General features: G+C 36.0%; 25 protein-coding genes, 5 tRNA genes, 1 other RNA gene and 1 pseudogene. 14 read left to right on the top strand and 18 right to left on the bottom strand.

Annotation, left to right across the window (positions count from 1 at the left end):
• Window positions 1-246: 246 nt before the first annotated feature.
• From B9T31_RS04375 to B9T31_RS04345, 7 genes are all read left to right on the top strand, one after another.
• A complete protein-coding gene (locus B9T31_RS04375) occupies window positions 247-390 on the top strand; it encodes a zinc ribbon-containing protein (protein WP_086180734.1) in 144 nt (47 codons plus the stop codon).
• A gap of 580 nt (window positions 391-970) precedes the next feature.
• Window positions 971-1,636, top strand: coding sequence for a pseudouridine synthase (locus B9T31_RS04370; RefSeq protein ID WP_086180733.1), 666 nt, complete (start codon window positions 971-973; stop codon window positions 1,634-1,636).
• 162 nt (window positions 1,637-1,798) lie between these two features.
• Entirely contained in the window at window positions 1,799-2,173 is a 375-nt protein-coding gene (locus B9T31_RS04365; protein ID WP_086180732.1) for a ribonuclease E inhibitor RraB, read from the top strand.
• Window positions 2,174-2,316: 143 nt separating this feature from the next.
• Window positions 2,317-2,661, top strand: coding sequence for a zinc ribbon domain-containing protein YjdM (locus B9T31_RS04360; RefSeq protein ID WP_086180731.1), 345 nt, complete (start codon window positions 2,317-2,319; stop codon window positions 2,659-2,661).
• Between the two features lie 330 nt (window positions 2,662-2,991).
• On the top strand, window positions 2,992-3,570 hold the full coding sequence (locus tag B9T31_RS04355) for a DUF2939 domain-containing protein (RefSeq protein ID WP_086180730.1): 579 nt from the start codon (window positions 2,992-2,994) through the stop codon (window positions 3,568-3,570).
• Window positions 3,571-3,706: 136 nt separating this feature from the next.
• Complete coding sequence (locus B9T31_RS04350) at window positions 3,707-4,129, top strand: YybH family protein (RefSeq protein WP_086180729.1); 423 nt, start codon at window positions 3,707-3,709, stop codon at window positions 4,127-4,129.
• A gap of 60 nt (window positions 4,130-4,189) precedes the next feature.
• On the top strand, window positions 4,190-4,597 hold the full coding sequence (locus tag B9T31_RS04345; RefSeq protein ID WP_086180728.1) for an NUDIX hydrolase: 408 nt from the start codon (window positions 4,190-4,192) through the stop codon (window positions 4,595-4,597).
• Window positions 4,598-4,638: 41 nt separating this feature from the next.
• On the opposite strand, the gene panD is transcribed toward B9T31_RS04345, so the two are convergent.
• From panD to B9T31_RS04290, 11 genes are all read right to left on the bottom strand, one after another.
• Window positions 4,639-5,019, bottom strand: coding sequence for an aspartate 1-decarboxylase (panD, locus tag B9T31_RS04340; protein ID WP_086180794.1), 381 nt, complete (start codon window positions 5,017-5,019; stop codon window positions 4,639-4,641).
• A 137-nt stretch (window positions 5,020-5,156) separates the two neighbouring features.
• Complete coding sequence (pth, locus tag B9T31_RS04335) at window positions 5,157-5,738, bottom strand: aminoacyl-tRNA hydrolase (RefSeq protein WP_086180727.1); 582 nt, start codon at window positions 5,736-5,738, stop codon at window positions 5,157-5,159.
• Window positions 5,739-5,758: 20 nt separating this feature from the next.
• Window positions 5,759-6,055, bottom strand: a complete 297-nt coding sequence (gene rplY, locus B9T31_RS04330) for a 50S ribosomal protein L25 (protein ID WP_086180726.1) — start codon at window positions 6,053-6,055, stop codon at window positions 5,759-5,761.
• A gap of 97 nt (window positions 6,056-6,152) precedes the next feature.
• On the bottom strand, window positions 6,153-7,106 hold the full coding sequence (locus B9T31_RS04325) for a ribose-phosphate pyrophosphokinase (protein ID WP_086180725.1): 954 nt from the start codon (window positions 7,104-7,106) through the stop codon (window positions 6,153-6,155).
• A 37-nt stretch (window positions 7,107-7,143) separates the two neighbouring features.
• Window positions 7,144-7,218 (bottom strand) — tRNA-Gln (locus B9T31_RS04320).
• A gap of 92 nt (window positions 7,219-7,310) precedes the next feature.
• Window positions 7,311-7,385: transfer RNA gene (locus tag B9T31_RS04315), tRNA-Gln, on the bottom strand.
• Between the two features lie 16 nt (window positions 7,386-7,401).
• A tRNA-Gln gene (locus B9T31_RS04310) sits at window positions 7,402-7,476 on the bottom strand.
• Window positions 7,477-7,500: 24 nt separating this feature from the next.
• Window positions 7,501-7,575, bottom strand: a tRNA-Gln gene (locus tag B9T31_RS04305).
• A gap of 1 nt (window position 7,576) precedes the next feature.
• On the bottom strand, window positions 7,577-8,404 hold the full coding sequence (gene ispE, locus B9T31_RS04300; protein WP_086180724.1) for a 4-(cytidine 5'-diphospho)-2-C-methyl-D-erythritol kinase: 828 nt from the start codon (window positions 8,402-8,404) through the stop codon (window positions 7,577-7,579).
• Between the two features lie 21 nt (window positions 8,405-8,425).
• Window positions 8,426-9,028, bottom strand: coding sequence for a lipoprotein insertase outer membrane protein LolB (gene lolB / locus B9T31_RS04295; RefSeq protein WP_086180723.1), 603 nt, complete (start codon window positions 9,026-9,028; stop codon window positions 8,426-8,428).
• Between the two features lie 7 nt (window positions 9,029-9,035).
• Entirely contained in the window at window positions 9,036-10,757 is a 1,722-nt protein-coding gene (locus tag B9T31_RS04290; protein ID WP_213033217.1) for a tetratricopeptide repeat protein, read from the bottom strand.
• 79 nt (window positions 10,758-10,836) lie between these two features.
• Between B9T31_RS04290 and hemA the strand changes: the two genes are divergently transcribed.
• Window positions 10,837-12,120, top strand: coding sequence for a glutamyl-tRNA reductase (hemA, locus tag B9T31_RS04285; RefSeq protein WP_086180721.1), 1,284 nt, complete (start codon window positions 10,837-10,839; stop codon window positions 12,118-12,120).
• 278 nt (window positions 12,121-12,398) lie between these two features.
• Here hemA and B9T31_RS04280 read toward each other — a convergent pair.
• Window positions 12,399-14,064 (bottom strand): annotated as a pseudogene (locus tag B9T31_RS04280) (DNA primase); the annotation flags it as partial.
• 222 nt (window positions 14,065-14,286) lie between these two features.
• The gene (locus tag B9T31_RS04275; RefSeq protein ID WP_086180719.1) at window positions 14,287-15,252 is read right to left on the bottom strand and encodes an outer membrane protein assembly factor BamD; all 966 of its coding nucleotides are present in this window, start codon (window positions 15,250-15,252) and stop codon (window positions 14,287-14,289) included.
• Window positions 15,253-15,323: 71 nt separating this feature from the next.
• Here B9T31_RS04275 and rluD point away from each other — a divergent pair, with 71 nt between their 5' ends.
• Window positions 15,324-16,376, top strand: coding sequence for a 23S rRNA pseudouridine(1911/1915/1917) synthase RluD (rluD, locus tag B9T31_RS04270; RefSeq protein ID WP_086180718.1), 1,053 nt, complete (start codon window positions 15,324-15,326; stop codon window positions 16,374-16,376).
• A 14-nt stretch (window positions 16,377-16,390) separates the two neighbouring features.
• Window positions 16,391-17,134 carry a peptidoglycan editing factor PgeF gene (gene pgeF, locus B9T31_RS04265; RefSeq protein ID WP_086180717.1) on the top strand — a complete coding sequence of 248 codons (744 nt, stop codon included), beginning with the start codon at window positions 16,391-16,393 and terminating at the stop codon, window positions 17,132-17,134.
• A gap of 170 nt (window positions 17,135-17,304) precedes the next feature.
• On the opposite strand, the gene smpB is transcribed toward pgeF, so the two are convergent.
• A complete protein-coding gene (gene smpB, locus B9T31_RS04260) occupies window positions 17,305-17,781 on the bottom strand; it encodes an SsrA-binding protein SmpB (protein WP_086180716.1) in 477 nt (158 codons plus the stop codon).
• 186 nt (window positions 17,782-17,967) lie between these two features.
• Between smpB and coaD the strand changes: the two genes are divergently transcribed.
• The 4 genes from coaD to B9T31_RS04240 all read left to right on the top strand — a co-directional run bounded on the left by coaD (window position 17,968) and on the right by B9T31_RS04240 (window position 19,278).
• On the top strand, window positions 17,968-18,459 hold the full coding sequence (gene coaD, locus B9T31_RS04255; RefSeq protein ID WP_086180715.1) for a pantetheine-phosphate adenylyltransferase: 492 nt from the start codon (window positions 17,968-17,970) through the stop codon (window positions 18,457-18,459).
• A 1-nt stretch (window position 18,460) separates the two neighbouring features.
• Complete coding sequence (locus B9T31_RS04250; RefSeq protein WP_086180714.1) at window positions 18,461-18,724, top strand: YfhL family 4Fe-4S dicluster ferredoxin; 264 nt, start codon at window positions 18,461-18,463, stop codon at window positions 18,722-18,724.
• 27 nt (window positions 18,725-18,751) lie between these two features.
• An RNA gene (gene rnpB / locus B9T31_RS04245) (RNase P RNA component class A) lies at window positions 18,752-19,128 on the top strand.
• Window positions 19,129-19,201: 73 nt separating this feature from the next.
• Window positions 19,202-19,278, top strand: a tRNA-Met gene (locus B9T31_RS04240).
• Window positions 19,279-19,549: 271 nt separating this feature from the next.
• Here the strand turns inward: B9T31_RS04240 and B9T31_RS04235 are convergent.
• The 4 genes from B9T31_RS04235 to B9T31_RS04220 all read right to left on the bottom strand — a co-directional run bounded on the left by B9T31_RS04235 (window position 19,550) and on the right by B9T31_RS04220 (window position 22,495).
• On the bottom strand, window positions 19,550-19,954 hold the full coding sequence (locus B9T31_RS04235; RefSeq protein ID WP_086180713.1) for a hypothetical protein: 405 nt from the start codon (window positions 19,952-19,954) through the stop codon (window positions 19,550-19,552).
• Window positions 19,954-20,742, bottom strand: a complete 789-nt coding sequence (locus tag B9T31_RS04230; RefSeq protein ID WP_086180712.1) for a phage tail protein — start codon at window positions 20,740-20,742, stop codon at window positions 19,954-19,956. Before B9T31_RS04230 ends, B9T31_RS04235 begins: the two co-directional genes overlap by 1 nt.
• Window positions 20,743-20,858: 116 nt before the next feature.
• Window positions 20,859-21,458: a hypothetical protein gene (locus tag B9T31_RS04225; RefSeq protein ID WP_213033216.1), complete on the bottom strand. Its 600-nt coding sequence runs from the start codon at window positions 21,456-21,458 to the stop codon at window positions 20,859-20,861.
• On the bottom strand, window positions 21,455-22,495 hold the full coding sequence (locus B9T31_RS04220; protein WP_086180711.1) for a baseplate J/gp47 family protein: 1,041 nt from the start codon (window positions 22,493-22,495) through the stop codon (window positions 21,455-21,457). Before B9T31_RS04220 ends, B9T31_RS04225 begins: the two co-directional genes overlap by 4 nt.
• Window positions 22,496-22,498 lie beyond the last annotated feature (3 nt).

Genomic DNA, 22,498 nt, shown 5'->3' with positions numbered 1-22,498 from the left:
ATCTTTTGAATATGGCTTTATTTTTTTTGTAGTGGTTTATATGTTTTTTTTAATATGGGGGACATGAGAGGAGTAGTATTTGGTTTTTTATTTAGTTTATATCTAAAAAGCTTTCTGATAGATTAATTTCTCTACGAAATAGTACTTAGCCGAAATTTCATTATCATTTGTCGAAATGATCAATAGACATTCATCATAAATTATATATACTAGCTCTACCATTTCTAAACCACATGGAGAAAAAAGATGGTAACTGCTGGCGAAAGACCCGGAACAGGCTTTTATTTTTGTGTGAAATGTGGACATCGTGTCTACCTAGAAATTGGTACAGACCGCTTACCGCCGTGTACCAAATGTTTATGCACTCAATATAAAAATATGGTTGCTTAAATAACACGAATAAAAAAAACAGAAATCCTGTTTTTCAATTAAAGCCCTATGTATCCCATAGGGCTTTTAATTTTTTTTGAATAAAATTTCTTTAAATGAGCGATAATATCTAAAATATTATTAAATATCTTTTGAATATGAAAAATAATTCTTCAATATTTATTTTTTTGGGAAAAAAATATTAAAAAAAACAAAAAAATCTAAATCTTCGGTAATTAATTCCAATCGACTCTCGTTATTATATATCTCAAGGGTGTGACGGGAATCGAAAAGAGTAGCATGCTGTGAGCGGCGCAAAACGCGAGAGCAGTACTTACCCAAAAGGTCTCGATTCGGCTTAGAACGCTATAAACCAGAAGTTTATAGGCAATAGGATCATAACTTACAAAGTGATGATAGTTGAAGTAAACAAATTTAACGTTTTTCCCAACACCTTTAAAAATTAACTACTTATAACAACATATCTACTTTTAAAATATCAATTTATATTTCCTCTAAAACCATGTTTTTTACTTCTTCATTTGACAGGCATTCATGCTCTTGATACTTTGCCATCTTTCTATTTTATGCTGTTTTTTTCATGTCATTAGATGATCATTTTGTGTATATGCCACCTCAAGAACCTTTAGTAATTATCTATGAGGATGAAGACTTGGTTGTCATTGAAAAACCAGCAGGATTATTGTCAGTACCAGGACGTTTACCAGAACATCATGATAGTGCCTATTTAAGAGTATTAGAAAAATATCCGTTGGCAAAAATCACTCATCGTTTAGATATGGCAACTTCAGGCATTTTGATGTTTGCAAAACATCGAGATGCAGAGGTTGCAGTTAGTAAAATGTTTCAAGCACGGACTGTAAGCAAAAATTATACGGCATTGGTACAAGGGCAACTTGAAAATGAGGGAAGTGTAGAAGTACCTTTAATTACAGATTGGGAAAATAGACCAAGGCAAATCGTGCATTATGAATTAGGAAAACCTGCAAAAACTTTGTATCGAGCTTTAGAATATAATCACATTGAAGCGATTACACGTGTTTTATTAACTCCAATAACTGGACGATCACATCAACTTCGTGTGCATATGATGCATATTGGTCATCCAATTACAGGGGATAAACTTTATCATCCAGACCCAAAGCAGAGTCGATTAAATAGAATGGCGCTTCATGCTAATTATTTAGCATTCACTCAGCCTTTAAGTGGATTACCAGTTGAAATTAATATTCAAGTACCATTTTAAAATATAAATTATGATGAAAGATTTAAATTATTTTAAATAAAAACATATGGATAGTGAGATTTACTAATCTGTATTGATCTCTGGAGAGATTATCGTTAAATTGACATAATTTTAAGCTAGTTTATTCTTAAAGCAATATGGAACCAAAAACAAGGAAAAATGATGACACGTGATTATGAACAATTTCCAGATGATGACAATGGTAATGTACTTTGGCAAATGTATGAAGATGGCGATGATTTAACCGAAGCACATGAAATTGAATATTCGATTGCATTTCAAAATCAAGAAAATGCTGAAACATGTGCTTTATTTTTATTACGTGAAGAACAAAAAATTACGTTATTTCAAGATGAAGATACCAATGAGTGGTTCATTACCATTTATGTCTATATGGAACCAGAATATGAAGATATTGTTGATTTAGAAGATTGGTTTACGAAAATCGCGACTCAATTCCAAGGAGAGTATGACGGTTGGGGATGTATGGCCTATGTTTATGATGATGATTTAGATGAAAATGAACAACCTATTTAATTTAAAATAAAAGAAACGATCAAACAGACTTTATGATGTTTAATACTAAAAACCATATTTAAAATATGGTTTTTTTATAGGATATCCAAATCATGTTATAGTTCAATCTTTATTTTCTATTATTTGCCTTTTTTGAGGTTTTTATGTCTTTACCACATTGTCCAAAATGCCAATCAGAATATACTTACGAAGATGGAGCATTATTAATTTGCCCTGAATGTTCATATGAATGGAAAGAGGGAGAGATTTTAGAGCAAGAAGTAAATGAAATCATTAAAGATGCACATGGTAATGTTTTAACGGATGGTGATACAGTCACCGTAATTAAAGATCTTAAAATTAAAGGTTCATCATCTGTAGTTAAAGTGGGAACGAAAGTTAAAAATATTCGTTTATTGTTTGATGCTGCGGATGGACATGATATTGATTGTAAAATTGATGGTTTTGGTGCAATGAAATTAAAATCGGAATATGTTAAAAAAGCATAATATTCAAAGTCGTATAGTAAAATGCTATACGACATTTTTGAAATAGATTAAAGCTTGAGTTGAAGTGATTAAAATTGAAGCGAATGTACAAATTAAAATTTTTAGAATTTTAAAAACATAGAATAAACAATTTTTAAAACTTTTGTGAAATCATATAGAAGCTTGAATTTAAGCGAAGATCATTAAAATAAAATAAGTTATCAAATAAGTTAATCTTTCATTCTGATACAAGATTTAACCATCAAAAGAATTTATTTTTCATAGAATGCTTGTAGAACGATTTTATAGCATTCGCTGTATTCTTGATTTTAATATTTTTAGATGTAATTTATGAAAAAATTTATAACGGTTATACTTTTATGTAGTGTTGTTTTTGCCCTTTGTTGGGTTGGCTCTGCTTATTGGTCTATTTATCAAATTAAACAAGCCATTGAACAAAATGATGAGCAAAAAATTGCAAGATATATAGATTTCCCTCGTGTTCAAAAAAGCTTAAAAATCCAACTTGAGAAAAAATTTGCTCAAGATATGGGCTTGAATAACTTAAATCATCATTCGGAAATTTTAGGAAAAAAATTAAATAAAGTTATTTCAGCACAATTAATTGAAACGGTTGTTACGCCAGCCACAATTGGTTTGCTCTTACAAGGAAAAGCATTATATCAATCAGATTTAGTGAATAAGTATCAAAAAGATATTGGTTTATTCTCTTTAGAGAAGCAAAGTCGTACAAATACTTCATCTCAGAAAGTAACCAGTACTGAGGTAAATAAAGAGAATACCGTACATGGGAATTTTTTTTCTTGGAATCAATTTGCCGTGATGATTGACGTCAATCAAACACATTCAATTAACGTCTTGCTGGAACCACAGTGGCTAAAATGGAAAATAATTGACATACAGTTATGAAGATAAATGATATTTTATAATAAAAGTGTGATTTATTTATCATTTTTATTAAAATAGTGTATATTAATATGTATAATTATAAATGAAGTTTAGTGATAAGTGTATAAAGTAGGTCAATCATTTCAAGGAAAGGGCTATGTCTGTCGTATTTATTGGTGATGAGCATCTAGCACAGGAAGTTTTATTCAAAATAAAGCAATGGGATGATGCAATTGCGAAGTTAGATATATATGCAATTTCAGATCTATGTGAACGAAATATGCAAGTATTTGATGTAAGTTCACAAATTGAAGGGGTTAGTGAGTTTAAGAATTTATGGCAGGAATATAAGCCATATTTTGCGAATAATGTGCGTGTATACCGAAAAGAAATTAAAATTTTTGTAGAATCTGATTTAGCCTTTATGCATTGCTATGCAAAAGTTGATCATGCTGAGTCAGATAAGCTCTTAAATTTACCTTGGTGTAGAACAACATTATGTTTTCAAAAAAATCATGGAAAATGGAAAATAGCACATCAGCATATTTCTGTTCCACAAAACTTAGAAAAGTCATATTAATTTTTGATTTCAATGAGACATTGAATTTTAATAAGACTTTTCTCTTTGAGTTAAAGTGAAATGGCATTTCATGATTTATATCGTTTAAGTTCACATGCGGTTATTACGAATGTGCAAAATCAAGTCTTATTATTAAAAGCCAATTATGCTGAATGTGTTTGGGGTTTACCTGGTGGTGCACTGGATATGGGGGAAACAATTCATCAAGCGTTAATTAGAGAGTGTTTTGAGGAGTTAAACTGTCATATTCAAGTTGAGTATCTATCAGGAGTTTATTTTCATGCAGCAGTTACATCACATGCTTTTATTTTTAGATGCTCAATAAAAGATGAGTCAGAAGTTTTTCAGTTAAGTGCAGAACATTCAGCATTTAAATGGTTTAATTTAAGTGAATTAACAGCAGTGCAACGAATTCGTGTAGAAGATTGTTTAAACTATCAAGGACAAGTGTTCAGTAGAAGTTTTTAATAGAGTTAAAAAACTCGCTTTAAGCGAGTTTTTTTTAATGCTTAAGCAACTTGTACAGGAATACAATTTGCCGTGTGATTTACTGTATTATCTGGATTTGCATAAACTAAACGTGGTTGGTGCGCATCTGCTTCTGCTTCGGTAAAATCACCAAACGTTGCAATAATCATCAAATCACCAACATCTGCTTGAAGAGCAGCTCCGCCATTGACAGAAATAATGCCCGAATTTTCTTCACCGCGTATTGCATACGTTGTGAAACGTTTACCATTCGTCACATTCCACATGTGAATTTCTTCGTATTCACGGATACCAGCTAAATCTAGTAATACACCATCAATTGCACATGAGCCTTCATAATGAAGTTCTGCTTGTGTAACAACACAACGATGAATTTTTGCTTTGAGTAAACGAGATAGCATGAATTGCGTCCCTTTAGTTGACTTAAGATTTTTATCTTGTGTTAAATCAATTGCATCTTTGAACATATTTCAAAAAGCGTTGCATTTTGATCTGTAATATACAAGATTGCAAGCAGAATCACTTAACCAGTAGGTTTTTAGTTGGGCTTATATGCATTGATCTGATTCATTGCCTGTTGCGTATTGCCTTCAACCAAAAGTTTGACCTGAGTTAATGCGTGATGAAGTGCATCATCCATTAGGTTCTGTTCTTGATTTGAAGCTTTACTCAATACATGGCCTGATACGCGTTCTTTTGAACCAGGGTGACCAATTCCAATGCGTAAACGATGAAAATTAGGACCAGTATGAGGAACAATGTCACGTAAACCATTATGACCACCATGACCACCGCCTGTTTTAAGGCGAATAATACCAGGGTTCATATCTAGTTCATCATGCGCAATCAGCATTGCTTCAGGAGGAATATTATAAAATTTGGCGAAAGGTACAACACTCTTACCAGAAAGATTCATAAATGTTGTTGGTAAGAGAAGGCGAATATCTTGCCCTTCTATGTTGCCACGACCACTAATTCCATTGAATTTAGGATCAGTTTTGAGAGAAATGCCATATTGTTCTGCAAGGCGTTCAACGAACCAAAAACCTGCATTATGGCGGGTTTGAGCATACTCTTTACCAGGGTTGCCCAAACCAATAATCAGTGAAATTTTTGACACTAATTTACACCATTTAACACTTAAGCGCGTTTAAAGTCAGCGTGCATTGGTGTATTTTTTGCTGGGTGACGTTGTAAAGCTTGGATTTTAACGCTTTCTACTTTATCACCAATTTTAACTTCAATTACTTCTTCAAAGAAAGCATTGTTTTCTAAAGCTTTAACAAGCTCACGAAGTTCAAGTGTTACAGCAACAGGAGCAGCTTCACCGCCATAGATGATTGCTGGAACTTTAGCTTGAAGACGAAGGCGGCGGCTCGAACCTTTCCCTTGAATTGCTTCTTCACGAGCTACTGCATTTAATACGAAGTTTGCCATGATAGACATCCTATTTAAGTTAGATAGACTGAACTTGCGACCAGTTCAGTGATAGAAAACCCCGCCTAGGGGCAGGGTCTTGAAATTTAGCGATCAATTATAGATAAGAATCAAACATCGCGCTAATAGATTCTTCATTGTTAATTCGACGAATTGTTTCAGCAACCATGCTTGCAACTGAAACTTGACGAATTTTACCCAGTTTTAATGCTTCATCAGACAATGGAATTGTATCTGTTACGACTAATTCATCAATGACTGAATTTTGAAGATTTTCAAGTGCTTTACCTGAAAGAACAGGGTGAGTTGCATAAGCAACTACTTTACGAGCACCGAAAGTTTTCAATGCATCAGCTGCTTTGCATAAGGTACCTGCGGTATCAACCATGTCATCGACAATGACACAGTCGCGATCTTTAACATCACCAATCAAATGCATCACTTGTGATTCATTTGCTTTTTGACGACGCTTATCAATAATCGCAAGATCGATATCACCCATTTGTTTTGCAACAGCACGAGCACGGACAACACCACCAACGTCTGGAGAAACAACCATTAAGTTGTCATAAGACTGTTGACGCAAATCAGCAAGTAATACTGGCGTACCATAAATGTTGTCTACAGGGATATCGAAGAAACCTTGAATTTGGTCAGCATGTAAGTCGATCATTACAACACGATCAATCCCAACAGTTGTGAGCATATCTGCAACAACTTTTGCTGTGATTGGTACACGAGTTGAACGAGGGCGACGGTCTTGACGAGCGTAACCAAAGTAAGGAATCACGGCAGTAATACGACCTGCACTTGCGCGACGCAATGCGTCAGCCATCACTAAGATTTCCATTAGGTTATCATTCGTTGGGGCACAAGTAGGTTGTACGAGAAACACGTCTTTACCACGCACATTTTCAGTAATTTCTGCAGTGATTTCACCATCAGAAAATTTACCTACAGCAGCAGCTCCCAGAGGGATATGCAAGTGGCTTACGACTTTTTGGGCGAATTGTGGATGCGCGGTTCCACTAAAAACGACAAGATTGGGCATGAAGCACCCTTGGCGGTTGATAATGTATGGAAATAAATGGCAGGGGCGGCTGGATTCGAACCAACGGATGCCGAGATCAAAACCCGGTGCCTTACCACTTGGCGACGCCCCTAATGCGGCAGAACTTTAATATTTTTACGCCTTTCTGTCAAGTTGAATTAACATGAAGTTAGTAAACAAATGCTCTGTCTTGTACTTAGTAAATGGCAGGGGCGGCTGGATTCGAACCAACGGATGCCGAGATCAAAACCCGGTGCCTTACCACTTGGCGACGCCCCTATTGGATGATGTAAGATGGCAGGGGTAGCTGGATTCGAACCAACGGATGCCGAGATCAAAACCCGGTGCCTTACCACTTGGCGATACCCCTAATACATACATCTACAGGTGAAAATGGCAGGGGTAGCTGGATTCGAACCAACGGATGCCGAGATCAAAACCCGGTGCCTTACCACTTGGCGATACCCCTATTAAATTTTAAAATGAAGTAATGGTGATTCTTTCAAACTGTTAACCATATAAGCTTTACATGGTGCATTTCGTAGAATATCACAAATATTCATTTTTTCATTTACATCAATAAAAACACAAGCACCTGTACCTGTAAGCTTTGCATTACCGAACTGATCTAAATATTGCATCGCTTCATCAACTTCAGAATAAAGACTTCTTGCTAAAGGCTCAAAGTTATTTCTAAAATTAGATGGCGTTAACTGATAGGCGCAAAATTTAGTAGGCTTCGTGTCTCTTGTCAATGTTTTTTGTGAAAAAAGGCGTTGAGTGCTGATAAAACAATCAGGTTTTAGCACAATGAATTGTTTTTGATCTAAGTCTATGAATGTTAGACGTTCACCAATACCCTCAGCCCAAGCATTTTTTCCATAAATGAAAATGGGAACATCGGCACCAAGCTTGATCCCTAAATGTGCAAGTTGGCGACTATTTAAGTGACATTGCCATAATTGATTGAGCACAATCAGTGTGGTCGCTGCATTCGATGAACCTCCACCTAAACCTGCTCCCATTGGAATATTTTTTTCAATATTGATCGTTATTCCTGTTGGACTTTTTGCAAATGGTTTAATGAGTTCGGCTGCACGAAAAATAAGATTGTGTTGTAAATCGATTTGGTTTAAGCCGTTAATTTGAATTTCATTTGAATCTGTTTGTTCAAATTGCATCCAATCATATAAATCGATAAGCTGAAAAATACTTTGTAATTCATGATATCCATCTTCACGACGGCCTGTAATATGCAAAAACAAGTTGAGTTTAGCTGGCGAAGGAACACGAATCATAGATTTGAACCATTTGATGAATTAACGATTTTGAATGACCATAGTAATACGATTTTCTTTTCCTGATTCAAGTGTTTGTTTTAACACAAGACGATTCGGGAGATTTGTTTGATCTTTATAACTTAGATCGACCACCCAGCCCTCTTCAATAAATTGCGTGGGGCGCATTGAGCTATCTGTTGATATCTCAGCTTGAGACGTTGCTGGTCTTGCTTGAACCCAGTCAATAATGTAAGTAATTGGTGCTTGCCAGCCTGTGGCAATTTCAAGAAGCTCTTCAGGCGTTTCTGCACTGATTAAACCTGTACGGGAGCTATTTAATTCTACCTTACCAAGTTCACCCGTAATTTGTGTTTTACCGATGCCTAAAATTCCGCTTAATTCAATATCAAATTGATCTTGCTGTTGTACCCAGGTAAAAAAAGCACTGCCAGATTGCTGTGGTGTTTTTATGCCAATTTTACCTTGTAGATTAAACTGGTTTGTACTTGAAGTTGTTGTATTTTTTATATTTTGTTCTACTAGGGGAGGCAATTTTTGCGATATAGGTAAAGACTGACAACCTGTTAAAATCATCATGCTAGAACAGAGTACGATGAGACTTTGTTTAGGGTAGAAATGCATAAGTTATTTAACTCTTTTTCAATTGTTTATTCAGTAAGAGTGAGTTTAAAGAATCGAGTTGAGGGTCATTTGGGAAACTAGTTTTAAGTTGTAGCAATACTTGATTGAATTTTTCAATATCGCCTAACATGTATAAGGAACGTGCGTAACGAACCCCAATTTTAACACTATTGCTTTGCGCATATGCCTTTTCTAAAGCCTGCGTGGATGCTTCAAAATCATTTTGTAAATAGGTAATAAAGCCAAGTGTATCTAAAATTGAGGCTTGGTCAGGTGCCAGTTCTAACGCTAATTCTACAGCTTTCCTTGCATCTTTTAGATTTCGGTTTTGTAAAGCCAAAGTATAAGCATAGGCATTGAGATAAGCTGGATTATTGGGCTCAATTTCAAGTAAAGTCGTAAGACGATCATTGAGCTTATCTTTATCAATATGCGCATCAAGCAAGAGGACTTCGGTATAAATTAACTCAGGGTCATCTGGTAAATTTTGAATCGCCTCATCAAGTAAACGAATTGCTGCACGTTTATTATTCATTTGAATCAGTATATTGGCTTGTATTTGGTATAGAAAACTTGCATATTGCGGGTAATTCACACGCTCTTGAGTTAAAAAGCGTAAAGCATCATGAAGTTGATTTTGTTTATTAAAAATAGCAATCATATTTTTACGTGATACGGCATAGAGGCTGCCATCGACCAAACGATAATAAGCTTTTGCTGTTTCATAGTGTTCTTTTCGTTCTGCATTGACAGCCAAATAATAATAAGCTTCATTCTGATATTGAGCTGAGCTTCTGAGTTCAACTAAATATTTTTCTGCTTTTTCATATTGCTTTAAGTCAATACTGGTCAAGCCTGCAATAAACAATGCTTCTTCATTTTTTGGCCATTTGTCTATTATTTTTTCTAATCTTTGAAGTGCTGCTTCAGATTGATTTTGTTTAATTAAAAACTTAGCTTCAGACAAACGTATTTCAACATTGTCTTTATTTTTTTTACTGGCTTTTTCGTACCATTTAAGTGTTTCCTTGGTATCACCTAACGCATTCAGTAAATTAGCCTTCATTAAGATGTAACTGGTTGCTCTTGGTCTGATTTTTAGAGCGGAGCTAATGGTTGAAAGTGCTTGTTTTAATTGATTGTTTTGTGCCTCTAAACCTGCAACAAGCACTAAGATAGAAGGATTATTTTGTTCTTTGCTGGTACGTAGAGCATTGATTAAATAGCTTCGATCTTCTGCTGTTTCTGGGGAAATACCTGCTAATATTTTTTCTAAATCTGCATTAGGGTCAAAATTTAAGATTTTATCTAATGTTTCAGCAGCAAGCTCGTATTCATGTGCTTTTAAGGCAATATGTGATAAATAAAATAAAGCAGGAACATCTTTAGGTTCTTGTTGAACCCAATTGGTGACAATATTTAACGCAGATTGTATATTTTCAAGCTCAATAGCAATGTTTAATGCACGTTGTTTAACCATTGTGGAGTTGCTTTGGGTCGCAAGCGTGGTGTAATTTTTAAGTGCTAATTCTGGTTCTCTGTATGCAAGAGCAAATTCAGCAATCATACTGAGTTCTATCGCTTTATTATTCACATTATTTTGTGTATAAGTGTTTAATCCAGCTGCTAGAATATGAGCGCTAGATGAGATGCTACCAACAAGTAAGAATGTGGTAGAATAGAGTCTAATTGTCGAACTAATTGTTAGTCGGCTAATCGTTTGACGCAATTTTTTCTTTATCCAAGTAATGCTTTTTATGACACCGATAATGCACAATAACATAAATTTAACTAAATGATGATCTGATATGTCTTTCTTTGCATTGGGTGTCAACCATCAAACAGCCTCAGTAGAGTTGCGAGAGCAAATTGCATTTAACGCTGAAAAGTTAAGTGAGTTGCTTCAACAACAAAGCCATCATCAGGGTTTAAATGATCTGGTGGTTGTATCTACGTGTAACCGTACTGAAGTTTATGCGATGTCTGAAAATGTAGATATCGTGCTGCATTGGCTTGCTCATGTAAATGGTCTTGATGTAAAACAGTTATCGAATCATGTTTATCGTTATGAAAATGCACAAGCGATAACACACTTAATGCGTGTTGCAAGTGGCTTAGATTCATTAATGTTGGGCGAACCTCAAATTTTGGGGCAGGTGAAAACAGCATTATTTTTAGCCAAAGACGCACATACTGTTTCGTCTGAATTAAACAAAATATTTGAATATGCTTTTTATGCTGCAAAACGTGTGCGTTCGGAAACAGCAGTAGGAAGTCATGCAGTTTCAATGGGGTATGCGGTTGCACAGCTCGCACTACAGGTGTTTAGCAAACCTGAAACATTAACGATTTTAATTGTTGCTGCAGGTGAAATGAATAGCTTGGTGGCTAAACACTTAGCCGAAATGGGTGTGGGAAAAGTTTTAATTTGTAATAGAACTCGGGCGCGTGCTGAAAACTTAGCACAAGAAATTGCTCATCGTGTTGATGTGGAAATTATTGATTTTGATCAATTGGCTGCAAACTTATATCGTGCTGATGTGATTTCAAGTTGTACGGGAAGTTTGTATCAGGTCATTCATTTTAATGATGTTAAAGCCGCATTAAAAAAACGACGCTATCAACAAATGTTATTGGTTGATTTGGCTGTACCTCGTGATATTGATCCTAAAGTAGAGTCCTTAGACGGTGTTTATCTTTACGGTGTTGATGACTTACAATCTGTGATTGAAGAGAATTTATCTCAGCGACGACAAGCCGCTGTTGAAGCTGAAATCATGGTGAACCAATTAGCAACCGAGTTAATGACTCAGCAACGAGTAAAAGGTGCAGGGCATACCATACAAGCTTATCGAGCACATGGGGAAAGCTTGGCGCAAGATGAATTACAATTGGCATTAAGTCAACTTGAAAGTGGTGAAAATGCAGAGGATATTTTAAAAACGTTTGCACATCGTCTTACTCAAAAGCTTCTTCATCCAACCTCTATTTTATTAAGACAGGCTGCAAAAGTGGAAGATCCAACTTATTTAGAAATGATACAAATTGAATTAGAAGATGTTGCTCAACATACGCGTAAATTAAAACCTTAAATGAATTTTATTTAACTGTTCATTACGGAAAATATTAAAATAAAAATATAGTTACTCTTCAATTAATGTTAAAGAACGTTTTTTATCCATTTCATAGAGTTGATGTTTTAAGTTCGTCATTTCAGCAATGCTAGTAAACTTTTTAGAACGCATTTTTAGGGTTAAAAAATCATATTGAAGTTTAATTGAAAAGTCTTGAGCTAATTTTTCAACTTTTTCTGGGGATGTCGTGTAATCACTCACATTCGATTGTAATAAAATCCGATGTAGATCGTAGTGATATGATGCACAAGCGCCAAGTACATAGTATTTTGCTTGTTCAGGATCATCGGGTAAATTTTCAAAAATATGATTAAATGTATTTAAAATTTTAAAAAGTAGCAGATCTTGTGGAATTAGAGCGCGTAGTGGCTCAAAGTGTATATACAAATAAGGATGGTGAATCAAAATGGCAATGGCATACTCTTCAGCATCAATTTTAGTACTAAAGCTTAATGACGCATCATTATTGGCATGAGGCTGCCACTTACGATTGAAGCCAAGTTTTTCTTTAAAGAACTGCTGTAATAGATATCGATAAGAGCCGACTTTGGGTAATAACTCTGTCAGTTGGCGTAATTCAGCCATGACCTGACTTTTACCTTCAGGCGTTGCAATATTATGATTTTGACTAATATACGCAAAAATAAAATCAGAAAGTAATGGTGCATCTTTGAGCAGTTTTTGAAAATTTTCAACACCTTCTCTGCGAATTAACGAGTCAGGGTCATGATGATTCGGTAATACAAAGAATTTAAGTTCCCGACCATCATTGAGCAGGGGGAGTGCGATTTCTAATGTGCGCCGCGCTGCTTTTTGACCAGCCATATCTCCATCAAATGCAATGGTAATTCGATGATTTTGTTTAAATAAAATATTTAAATGTTCAGTGTTACTTGCAGTTCCTAATGTTGCAACAGCCCCATATATGCCATATTGCTGTAAAGCAATGACATCCATATAACCTTCCACCATGAGCCAATCTTGAGCTTTTTGTTTACGACCTTCGTATAAACCGTAAAGTAATTGGTTTTTATGGAAAATTTCAGAATCTGGAGAGTTGATATATTTGGGTTTGATGTCATCATTTAAGGCACGACCACCAAAACCAACCACTCTTCCTTTATTGTCTCGAATGGGAAAAATGACTCGATCTCTGAGTAAATCAAAATCGCGCCCACTATCACTTGTACGAATAAGACCGAGGAGTTTTAATCCTTCAATATCTTGAGGAAAGGCTTTTTCTAAATGCTGCCAATCATCAGGTGCATAACCTAGTCGCCAAAATTGTAGTGTTTGATCTGTTAAGCCGCGTTGCTTAAAGTACTTTTGAGCCGTTTGACTTTTGGGTAATTGCTGTTCGTAAAATTGTGCAATACTTTCCAATAAGTCGAATAAATTTCCATCTTGAACTACATCTTCAGTCAAAAAAGCAGAAGATTCAAAATTTAAAAATGGATCATCTTGATTTTGAAACTCCTCAAAAGGATCAAAATGTTGAGAAGTTTGGGGTGGGATAACCGTTTCAGATGAAGGTGTTGATACATCACTTACCGTTGGGGTAGTTTTTTTCGCTTCTCGTTTATAAACTAATTTTTTGGTATTTTGATTATCTTTAGGTAATTCAATGCCTGTTTGGCTCGCTAAATCTTTCATTACATCGACAAAATTTCGACTATCGATGTCCATTAGAAAACGAATTGCATTTCCATTGGCTTGACAGCCAAAACAATGATAATACTGTTTATCGCGGTAGACATGAAAAGAAGGAGATTTTTCTTGATGAAAAGGGCAGCAGCCTGAATAAGTACGGCCTGACTTTTTTAACTTCACACGTTGACCAATTAAATCGACAATATCTGTGCGATCTAAAATTTGATCTATTGTATGCTGAGGAATCGCCATAGTGCTTAATTTCTAGTCTGCTTTGAATGTAAATTTATCAGAAATATCATCATAATTGCTTTGTGTTTTTAATATCAACACAGTTTATCGAGCAATTCATCTGAAGTTTGCGCCAAGAGATTAAACGTCTAAGCATGTATAAAGGGCAAGTATGATAACTTGCCCTTTCAAAAAATGCGAATATTCTACGTGATAGGTGGATGCGTAGAATACAGATTGCTCTTATTTTTCTTCTTTTTCAGGTTTATCGAGTAAGCCGAAACTCAAGCGATTTGACAAACTACGCTTTTGAATACTTTCAGGTGCTGCAATACTATTCTTCTGCTTGGCTGTATCATCACGACCAAATAAACCTAAAGTTGCTCTGTTTACCCAACTCGCTTCTTTTTGAGCAGCACGTAAATTTACAGAGCCGTCAGCTTTCACTAAATTTGGATAGTTGAGCTTAAGGACATCAATATATTGTTGAGCTGTTGCTTTATCCCCAAGCTTGTCATAGCTATAAGCGATAATGGCTAATGCTTCTGGCGTTTGTATTGCATTTGGATGGTGTTCGATGACCCATTGCGCACGCTCAATAGCTGCAACCCATGCTTTACGCTTTACATTAAAACGTGCGACATTTATTTCAGCTTCAGCAAGTTCAGTATTGATGTATTGCATACGCTGTGCAGCATCTACAGCATAAGTACTCGAGGGATAGCGACGCACAAAGTCAACAAAATTTTGATACGCAACTTTTAGGTAGCTTACATCACGATGTGATTGCTTTAATGATGTATAACGCATTAAACCATCGTAATTTTGCTCCATATTGGCAACACCACGAATATAGTATGCATAATCGACATTTGCAGCTTGTGGATTGAGTCGAATAAAGCGATCAGCAAGCGTGATAACACTTTCATATTCTTTTTGTTGAAATTTGGCGTACATGAGTTCTAACTGAGCTTGTTGAGCATACTCGCCAGTTGGGAAATATGTTTCAATTGCTTCTAAGTTTTTTGCTGCATCTATATAATGTCCATCAGCTAGTGCTTTTTCTGCTTTTTGAATATACACTTCTTCACTAGATTGCGGACCTTTATCGACCACTTCTTTTTTTGGATTACTACTACAACCAACGAATGTTGTTGCTAAACCAATCGCTAGAGCAAGTACTGTAATTTTATAACGTGGTAGCGACATAAAAATTCCTCTGTTATTGCGGGCAATGAGCTACAATTGCGCTATTAAACCACTTTTGTCTGAATGATCAAATGACCCAAGCACAATCTTCTGATTCAAATATCCCTAAAACTGACTTTCACTTACTGGAAGATTCCGAGGAAGCAGATAACCATACTTTGGACTCTACTGCAACACGTTTGTCGTTGCAATTTCAGTTAAATGATACATTTTTAGGACAACGTATCGACCAAGTCGCAGCCTTGGTTTGGAATGACTATTCTCGTGAAAAGCTTAAGCAATGGTTAAAAGATGGACATTTACGTGTTGATGACCAAATTGTTAAACCGAAGTATAAGTGCGAAGGTACTGAACTTCTCACATTAGATGTGGAGTTGGAAGCACAAACGACCAGTCAACCCGAAAACATTCCATTAAATATTGTTTACGAAGATGATGATATTATCATCATTAATAAGCCAGTTGGAATGGTTGTTCACCCTGGTGCAGGAAATTCATCGGGAACATTGGTTAATGCCTTGCTATTCCATTATCCAAAATCTGTTGAATTGGCACGTGCTGGTTTAGTACATCGTATAGATAAAGATACCAGTGGGCTTTTAGTTGTTGCAAAAAACTTAGAAGCTCAATTTGCACTGAGCAAACAACTCGAAGAGAAGTCGGTATATCGTGTCTATGATGCGGTGGTTTATGGCAATATTATTGCAGGCGGCACCATTGATGAACCAATTAAGCGTCATCCAGTAGACCGAGTTAAAATGACGGTATTACCTGGCGGCAAAGATGCTGTGACTCACTATAATGTAAAAGAGCGTTTTCAGCATTTCACACGTGTTCAAGCACGTTTAGAAACAGGTCGTACGCATCAAATTCGTGTACATTTTAGTTATATTGGTTATGCCTTGGTGGGTGATCCAGTTTATATGCCACGCGTGCGTGTACCTGCTGGTGCAAGCGAATTATTAAATGAAACATTACGTGGCTTCAGACGTCAAGCTTTACATGCTGTTCAACTTGGCTTACAGCATCCTAAAACTGGAAAAGAGATGATGTTTGAAGCACCATGGCCAGAAGATTTCTCTGAATTGGTCAATGTGTTACGTAGTGAAAATGCAGCTTATTAATTTTGAGATTAAATATGCAATTTGTTGAAGGTTTACCTGAAGGTATTTATGTTGGACAAACAAAAGTTTTTCATGAACAGGTTGAACCTTCACCAACAGCCGAATTAACTGGATTTAATTTGGCATTGCATGTGAATGATGATCCAATTCGCGTCCAGCATCATCGTATTCGACTGCTCGAAGATTTTCGGTCATTGGGTGTAAAACAGATGACGTGGATGACACAAACCCATAGCACAATCTGTCTGACAGTGAATGATCAAATGAATTTTCATGCACAAGAAGGGGATGGTTTAGTTACTCAGAAAAAAGGTCATGCCTTGATGATGATGACTGCTGATTGCTTACCTATCGTATTGGGCAATGCTGAGGGAACAGAAGTTGCAAATCTTCATGCAGGTTGGCGTGGTTTAGCGCATGGAATTGTAGAAAATACGATTATAGAAATGAAAACAAAACCGATGTGGGCATGGTTAGGTGCTGCAATTAGTCAGCCATGTTTTGAAATAGGTGCAGAAGTGAAAGACACATTCTGTTGTAAATATCCAGAACTTGAAACGGCATTTAAAGCAGGTGAAAAATCAGGAAAGTTCTATGCAGATTTATATGCTATTGCACGCCTTATTTTAAAATTGCATGGAATAGACAATATTTTAGGCGGAGATCAATGTACATTCCTGCAAAATGATGAATATTTTTCATATCGGCGTCATGCACAAACAGGAAGAATGGCAACATTTGTTTTTTTAAGTCAGTAAGCTAAGTTTAATGTACGTAACTTAACATGTGGCGAGCGTGTTTCGGCAATGGATATTTTAATGCGGTTTGCGTAAATAAGCTGAGATAAAATTGATCATTTACGCTTTCTGTGAATAATTTTCTGTTTAAATTAAAAACCTCCCAATTACGGGAGGTTTTTAATTTAAATTTATTTATGAAAAATACGAGCTTTATCACGTTGCCAATCGCGATCTTTTTCAGTTGCACGTTTATCATGCAACTGTTTACCTTTAACTAATGCGATCTCTAGTTTTGCTAAAGGACCTTTCCAGTAACACGCTAAGGGGACACATGAATAACCTTTTTGATTCACAGCACCCAATAGTTTTTCAATTTCTCGACGACTGAGGAGTAACTTACGTGTACGTCTTGCTTCAGGCACAACATGCGTAGATACGCTAAGTAAGGGCTGAACCTGAGCACCAAATAAGAATGCTTCACCGTTTTTGAAAGTAATGTAACTTTCAGTGAGTGTCATACGACCTGCACGTAAAGATTTAACTTCCCAGCCTTGTAGAGAAAGACCAGCTTCAAACTTTTCTTCAATAAAATAATCGTGTCGAGCGCGTTTATTTTGCGCAATCGTACCACTGGTATTTTTTTTAACTACTATTGCCTTCGCCATAATTAAATACTTCCAAACTTAGGCATATTGTGCCTCAAATAGAGGTTTAAAGACAATTGATAAATGTTATGTCGTGAATATTTAAGATATTTACAGAAATTTCAGATAAATTTGCGACTATTAGTCACTAAAAAAACAACTTTTTGCTAAAATGTAGGTTGATACAATTAAACCAGAGAAGAATGGATGTCTAAAACACGTGTGATTTACCCAGGTACATTTGATCCAATTACCAATGGTCATGTTGATTTAGTTACTCGTGCAGCAAAAATGTTTGATGAAGTTGTTGTTGCCATTGCGATTGGGCACCATAAAAATCCTGTGTTTACTTTGGCTGAACGTGTTGATTTAGCTCAAAAGTCTTTGGAACATCTGCCAAATGTCGAATTTGTTGGATTTGATGGATTATTGGTTAATTTTTTTCATGAACAAAATGCAACTGCGGTATTGCGTGGATTACGTGCTGTTTCAGACTTTGAGTATGAGTTTCAATTGGCAAATATGAATCGTCAATTAGATTCACAATTTGAAGCTGTATTTCTTACACCTTCGGAGCAATATTCATTTATTTCTTCAACGCTTGTACGTGAAATTGCGCGTTTAAAAGGTGATGTGACAAAATTTGTTCCTCCTGCCGTTGTCGCTGCATTTGAGTATAAACATCAACAAGGTTGGTAGCGTGTCGTTATATATTACTGATGAATGTATTAATTGTGATGTTTGTGAACCTGTTTGTCCAAACGAAGCAATATTTATGGGTGAATTAATTTATGAGATTCATCCAGATTTATGTACCGAATGTGTTGGGCATTTTGATAAGCCTCAATGCCAAATTTTTTGTCCAGTAGATTGTATTCCTCTCGATCCAGATCATGTTGAGACAGATGAAGACTTAATGGAAAAGTATAAAAAAATAATTGCTCAAAAAAATACGAGCAATTAATTTATTTTTTTGTTAAGATGCGCCCACGGAGTGAACTAGACGATCGCTGCTGTGGAGGTCTTCGTGACTGAAGTGGGGGAGGAAAGTCCGGGCTTCATAGGGCAAAGTGCCAGGTAACGCCTGGGCGGTGTAAGCCGACGGAAAGTGCAGCAGAGAGTAGACCGCCTTCATTATTATTTCTTTTTAAGAAATAGAAGGTAAGGGTGAAAGGGTGTGGTAAGAGCACACCGCATGACTGGTAACAGTTCATGGCATGGTAAACCCCACTGGAAGCAAGACCAAATAGGAATCCTTTAGGTATGGCCCATACTGGATTCGGGTAGGTCGCTTGAGCGCATGAGTGATTGTGCGCCTAGAGGAATGATCGTTCACGACAGAACCCGGCTTATCGGTTCACTTCACTAAATTTTGTACAAACAGTGCATATTAAGTCTTGACGTTGTTTTGAATAGATAAGATAATGCGCGCACAGTTTACGGCTATGTAGCTCAGTTGGTTAGAGCACCGCACTCATAATGCGGGGGTCACAAGTTCAAGTCTCGTCATAGCCACCATTTTTATAGACCACATTCCTAAATGTGGTCTTTTTTTGTTTTTAAAAAATGAAAATAATCAGATTCTTATTGATGAGCTATTTTTTAGCTTATTGCTTGTGAATTAGTACTTAGATGATTTGTATATTTAATGCTCTTCTTCAGTCAAGATCGGGTTATAAAATTAAAAAGAAGAAGATTAAATAAAAAGACAAAGAGTATGTAAGTTTTCGGCTGATTTTGCACTGTTTTGTTTTTTATTTTGCACTTAAATATTTGCAGTTATTTTGCACTAAAGTTCTATAGCCTGTTTCCATTTTTCATCAATTACAAGATCATCCCACTCTAGTATTTGTCCCATAGTACTTACTATTGGACTGCTGCGTTCAATAGTTGAAACTGTATCGAATTCAATTTTAAACCGTGGGTTGGTATTTAAAGCATTCATTACTAGATCATATTTACCAATATCAAAAAGATATAAGGAGAACTGGCGTTTAGTTAGTGGTGGTAAAAAACTACGCTCATAGTCTACAATTTGTTCTTGTGTCCAATATTTAATAGGGTTTTCATGACGATCAATTTCATCTTCTGTCATTAAACGATATTCATTTAAATCAATCCAATCCCTGATATTAATATCATCTTCAAAGTATCGTGGTGATTCTGATAAATCTTTTTTAAGATATTTTTGCATTATGATAACTCCCACCACATTCGTTTAGTCCCATTCGTTAAAGATGTAACTAAGTATGTTGAGCCGATTGGTATGACAATATTAGCAGATGCTTCTTTTACAGCACCATCGACATCAAGACCACCGCTCTGAAACAACATTGCTACACCATCAATAGTTACATTCAACCCCTCAGCAGATACACCAGATCTTGTATTAAATGTTGATACATATAGTTGAATCGGCTTTCCTGATGTATTTGTGTATGTAGTTCCTAATACACGATTTGATGACATATCTTTCCAAGTTTGCCTTATACCAAAAGCCTGATCATTTAAAATTTTACCTTGAATAGCAGTTAGAGCTTGAGCAGTACTGTTACTGTTTAACGTATTGTTGAGTTGAACAACACCTTTTTGTGTAGTGGTTGAATCTTTTAGATCTTCTTTATTTAATTTATTATCTTGTAAATATTTTGCTTGTTTTGCAGAAACTGGCTTAGTTGCATCACTTGTTGTTAAGTCATCAACAATTTGGTTCTTACGAATGAAATTAGTTTCAATTTCACTAGCTAGAGCTTCTAGATCAACTTGTGTAGTTAAGAGGTCATAGATTTGTCTTTTTGAGGTTGTATCTAGTGAAATACCATTTAATTCTAAAAGGTTGCATAATTCCTCTTGAACGTTATTAAACCACTCTGGGCTTAAATATGTTGCATCGTGTCCTGGTAAATCAGCATTATCATGAAAACCATGCTTACCTGCACCAAAGAGGTTTTCACGAACATTAGTTGTATCAATACGTTTCATTTAAACCTCTGTGTCATCTATTGTTTGCTCTGTTATATCCCCATCAGAGCCATCAGTCTCAAACTTTATCCCTATTTCACGAACATCAGCCCAACGTTGTTGTGGGATTGTATGTGTCATTTAATCCGTCCAAATTTAGTTGTTCCATCTAATTTTGTTGTGCCATCTAAAAGGAATCCAGTAAAGGATTCTTTAATGACATTAACTTCAAAAAATGCAGGAAAGTAACTATTAATAATACATTCCGTATCTATAGATTCGGGGTTATAGACAATTAACTTAATCTTGAATCTTAATAGCTCTGTATTGACTGGTACATTACAGCTTTGAATACATTGCAATGGTTTGGGCTTGATATAGTCAACTAACTCAATTCCATAGAATGAAAAAAGTTCACGATAATATTCCAGACCACGTAATTTAGTTTGAACCCACTTCACCATACGAATACGTTCTTCAATAGGACGTGTCGTTGATAAAGTACATTTTAGGGGTAAGCCGAAATCTACCTCATATTCTTCGATTAGTTCAGGTTGTACACTTGGAATTATTTCCAAAAGTTGTTGAGCATCATAATCGGCTTGAGCTAATACTTTTGCATGTGCTTGTATGTCTTTAGCGATATTTGTTCCTAAAGCATTGTCATACAAGCCTTGAGGTAATAATTGAAGGAGTACCCCTGTATATTTTTCAGTTTGTTTTTGGAGATTCATCATGCGTTAGAAATCTCCAAACTACCAAGACGCAACCAATATAAATGCTGCCAAGTTACTTCAGGAACAATATTGAAGTTAGGTGTGAGAGTGGCATCTGTTACGCCACCAATGGATATGATTCGTGATAATAGAATCGCATATTGATAAGGATCTGACGGTGCTAATTCAGCAAAATAATTGTTAATAAGCTCTTTAACATCCTCAATGTTACCGCCAGTGAGTACAACGCTGATATTCACAAGCTGTGGAGTAGGACTGAATACCCGACAATCCGTAAGATCACCAATATATGCATCCATGATACTTTGTACTTCCTGAAGCAAGTCAGGCGAGGGGACAGTTGGAGGTGTACCTTTTGCTGTTATACCAATATCATAAGAGCCTAAACCTCGTCGTTTAGGGTAATGATAGACATGCTCTACATCACCTGTTGAACGTGCCATAAATTCAATATCATCACGACGATCTTTATATTCCCCTAAACGTTTTCTTTCTAGTAATCGTAAACGCCAAACTTCTAACTGCTCTTGATCAGTGCCTCCACCAATCGATATAACAGTGGCTGAACCATCAAGACCAGCTGGTGGACTGACCCAAAGGAGTGAGCCATCCGTCATGTTCCATGATGTACCTGCTTGATCGGCAACAACGCTGACTACAGTTTGAATATCCTCTTGTAAAAGAATATCTTCAACAACTGTCCAGTAATAGCCTTTACCATTTGTTAATTTATGGCCTGCAACGATACTTAGGTTTTCATTTGCGATTGCTTGAATTTGACCAGATGCAAAAGTACCACCTTGTCGAGGAAGTCCAATTTCTTCAGCATGAATATATAAAAATGGCTCATCGGCAGTTGCAACAAATAATTGTTTTTGAATATATTGCTGTTGATGATATAAGCCCTCAACAATGGCGACTGTGCCTGATGCGCGAATACCAGCATCACTATCATCTGTAATGGTTAGACCCGTTAAGCTCCGTATTTCTTGAACAATCGTAAGATAAAGTTTATTAAATGATGGAATTGGGTACATACG

The sequence above is a fragment of the Acinetobacter sp. ANC 4558 genome (assembly GCF_002135375.1).
GTDB lineage: Bacteria > Pseudomonadota > Gammaproteobacteria > Pseudomonadales > Moraxellaceae > Acinetobacter.
The sequence above is the reverse complement of the archived record's forward strand: the minus strand, read 5'-3'. Positions and strand labels throughout refer to the sequence as shown.

Bases quoted from the DNA above. Each gene is read 5' to 3' on its own strand.
- hemA (WP_086180721.1), top strand. From the start codon at position 10,837: ATGTCTTTCTTTGCATTGGGTGTCAACCATCAAACAGCCTCAGTAGAG.
- B9T31_RS04345 (WP_086180728.1), top strand. From the start codon at position 4,190: ATGGCATTTCATGATTTATATCGTTTAAGTTCACATGCGGTTATTACG.
- ispE (WP_086180724.1), bottom strand. From the start codon at position 8,404: ATGATTCGTGTTCCTTCGCCAGCTAAACTCAACTTGTTTTTGCATATT.
- B9T31_RS04365 (WP_086180732.1), top strand. From the start codon at position 1,799: ATGACACGTGATTATGAACAATTTCCAGATGATGACAATGGTAATGTA.
- pgeF (WP_086180717.1), top strand. From the start codon at position 16,391: ATGCAATTTGTTGAAGGTTTACCTGAAGGTATTTATGTTGGACAAACA.
- B9T31_RS04370 (WP_086180733.1), top strand. From the start codon at position 971: ATGTCATTAGATGATCATTTTGTGTATATGCCACCTCAAGAACCTTTA.
- panD (WP_086180794.1), bottom strand. From the start codon at position 5,019: ATGCTATCTCGTTTACTCAAAGCAAAAATTCATCGTTGTGTTGTTACA.
- B9T31_RS04235 (WP_086180713.1), bottom strand. From the start codon at position 19,954: ATGCAAAAATATCTTAAAAAAGATTTATCAGAATCACCACGATACTTT.
- B9T31_RS04350 (WP_086180729.1), top strand. From the start codon at position 3,707: ATGTCTGTCGTATTTATTGGTGATGAGCATCTAGCACAGGAAGTTTTA.
- smpB (WP_086180716.1), bottom strand. From the start codon at position 17,781: ATGGCGAAGGCAATAGTAGTTAAAAAAAATACCAGTGGTACGATTGCG.
- B9T31_RS04375 (WP_086180734.1), top strand. From the start codon at position 247: ATGGTAACTGCTGGCGAAAGACCCGGAACAGGCTTTTATTTTTGTGTG.
- B9T31_RS04220 (WP_086180711.1), bottom strand. From the start codon at position 22,495: ATGTACCCAATTCCATCATTTAATAAACTTTATCTTACGATTGTTCAA.
- B9T31_RS04275 (WP_086180719.1), bottom strand. From the start codon at position 15,252: ATGTCGCTACCACGTTATAAAATTACAGTACTTGCTCTAGCGATTGGT.
- B9T31_RS04325 (WP_086180725.1), bottom strand. From the start codon at position 7,106: ATGCCCAATCTTGTCGTTTTTAGTGGAACCGCGCATCCACAATTCGCC.
- B9T31_RS04230 (WP_086180712.1), bottom strand. From the start codon at position 20,742: ATGAAACGTATTGATACAACTAATGTTCGTGAAAACCTCTTTGGTGCA.
- rluD (WP_086180718.1), top strand. From the start codon at position 15,324: ATGACCCAAGCACAATCTTCTGATTCAAATATCCCTAAAACTGACTTT.
- B9T31_RS04355 (WP_086180730.1), top strand. From the start codon at position 2,992: ATGAAAAAATTTATAACGGTTATACTTTTATGTAGTGTTGTTTTTGCC.
- lolB (WP_086180723.1), bottom strand. From the start codon at position 9,028: ATGCATTTCTACCCTAAACAAAGTCTCATCGTACTCTGTTCTAGCATG.
- B9T31_RS04360 (WP_086180731.1), top strand. From the start codon at position 2,317: ATGTCTTTACCACATTGTCCAAAATGCCAATCAGAATATACTTACGAA.
- B9T31_RS04225 (WP_213033216.1), bottom strand. From the start codon at position 21,458: ATGATGAATCTCCAAAAACAAACTGAAAAATATACAGGGGTACTCCTT.
- coaD (WP_086180715.1), top strand. From the start codon at position 17,968: ATGTCTAAAACACGTGTGATTTACCCAGGTACATTTGATCCAATTACC.
- rplY (WP_086180726.1), bottom strand. From the start codon at position 6,055: ATGGCAAACTTCGTATTAAATGCAGTAGCTCGTGAAGAAGCAATTCAA.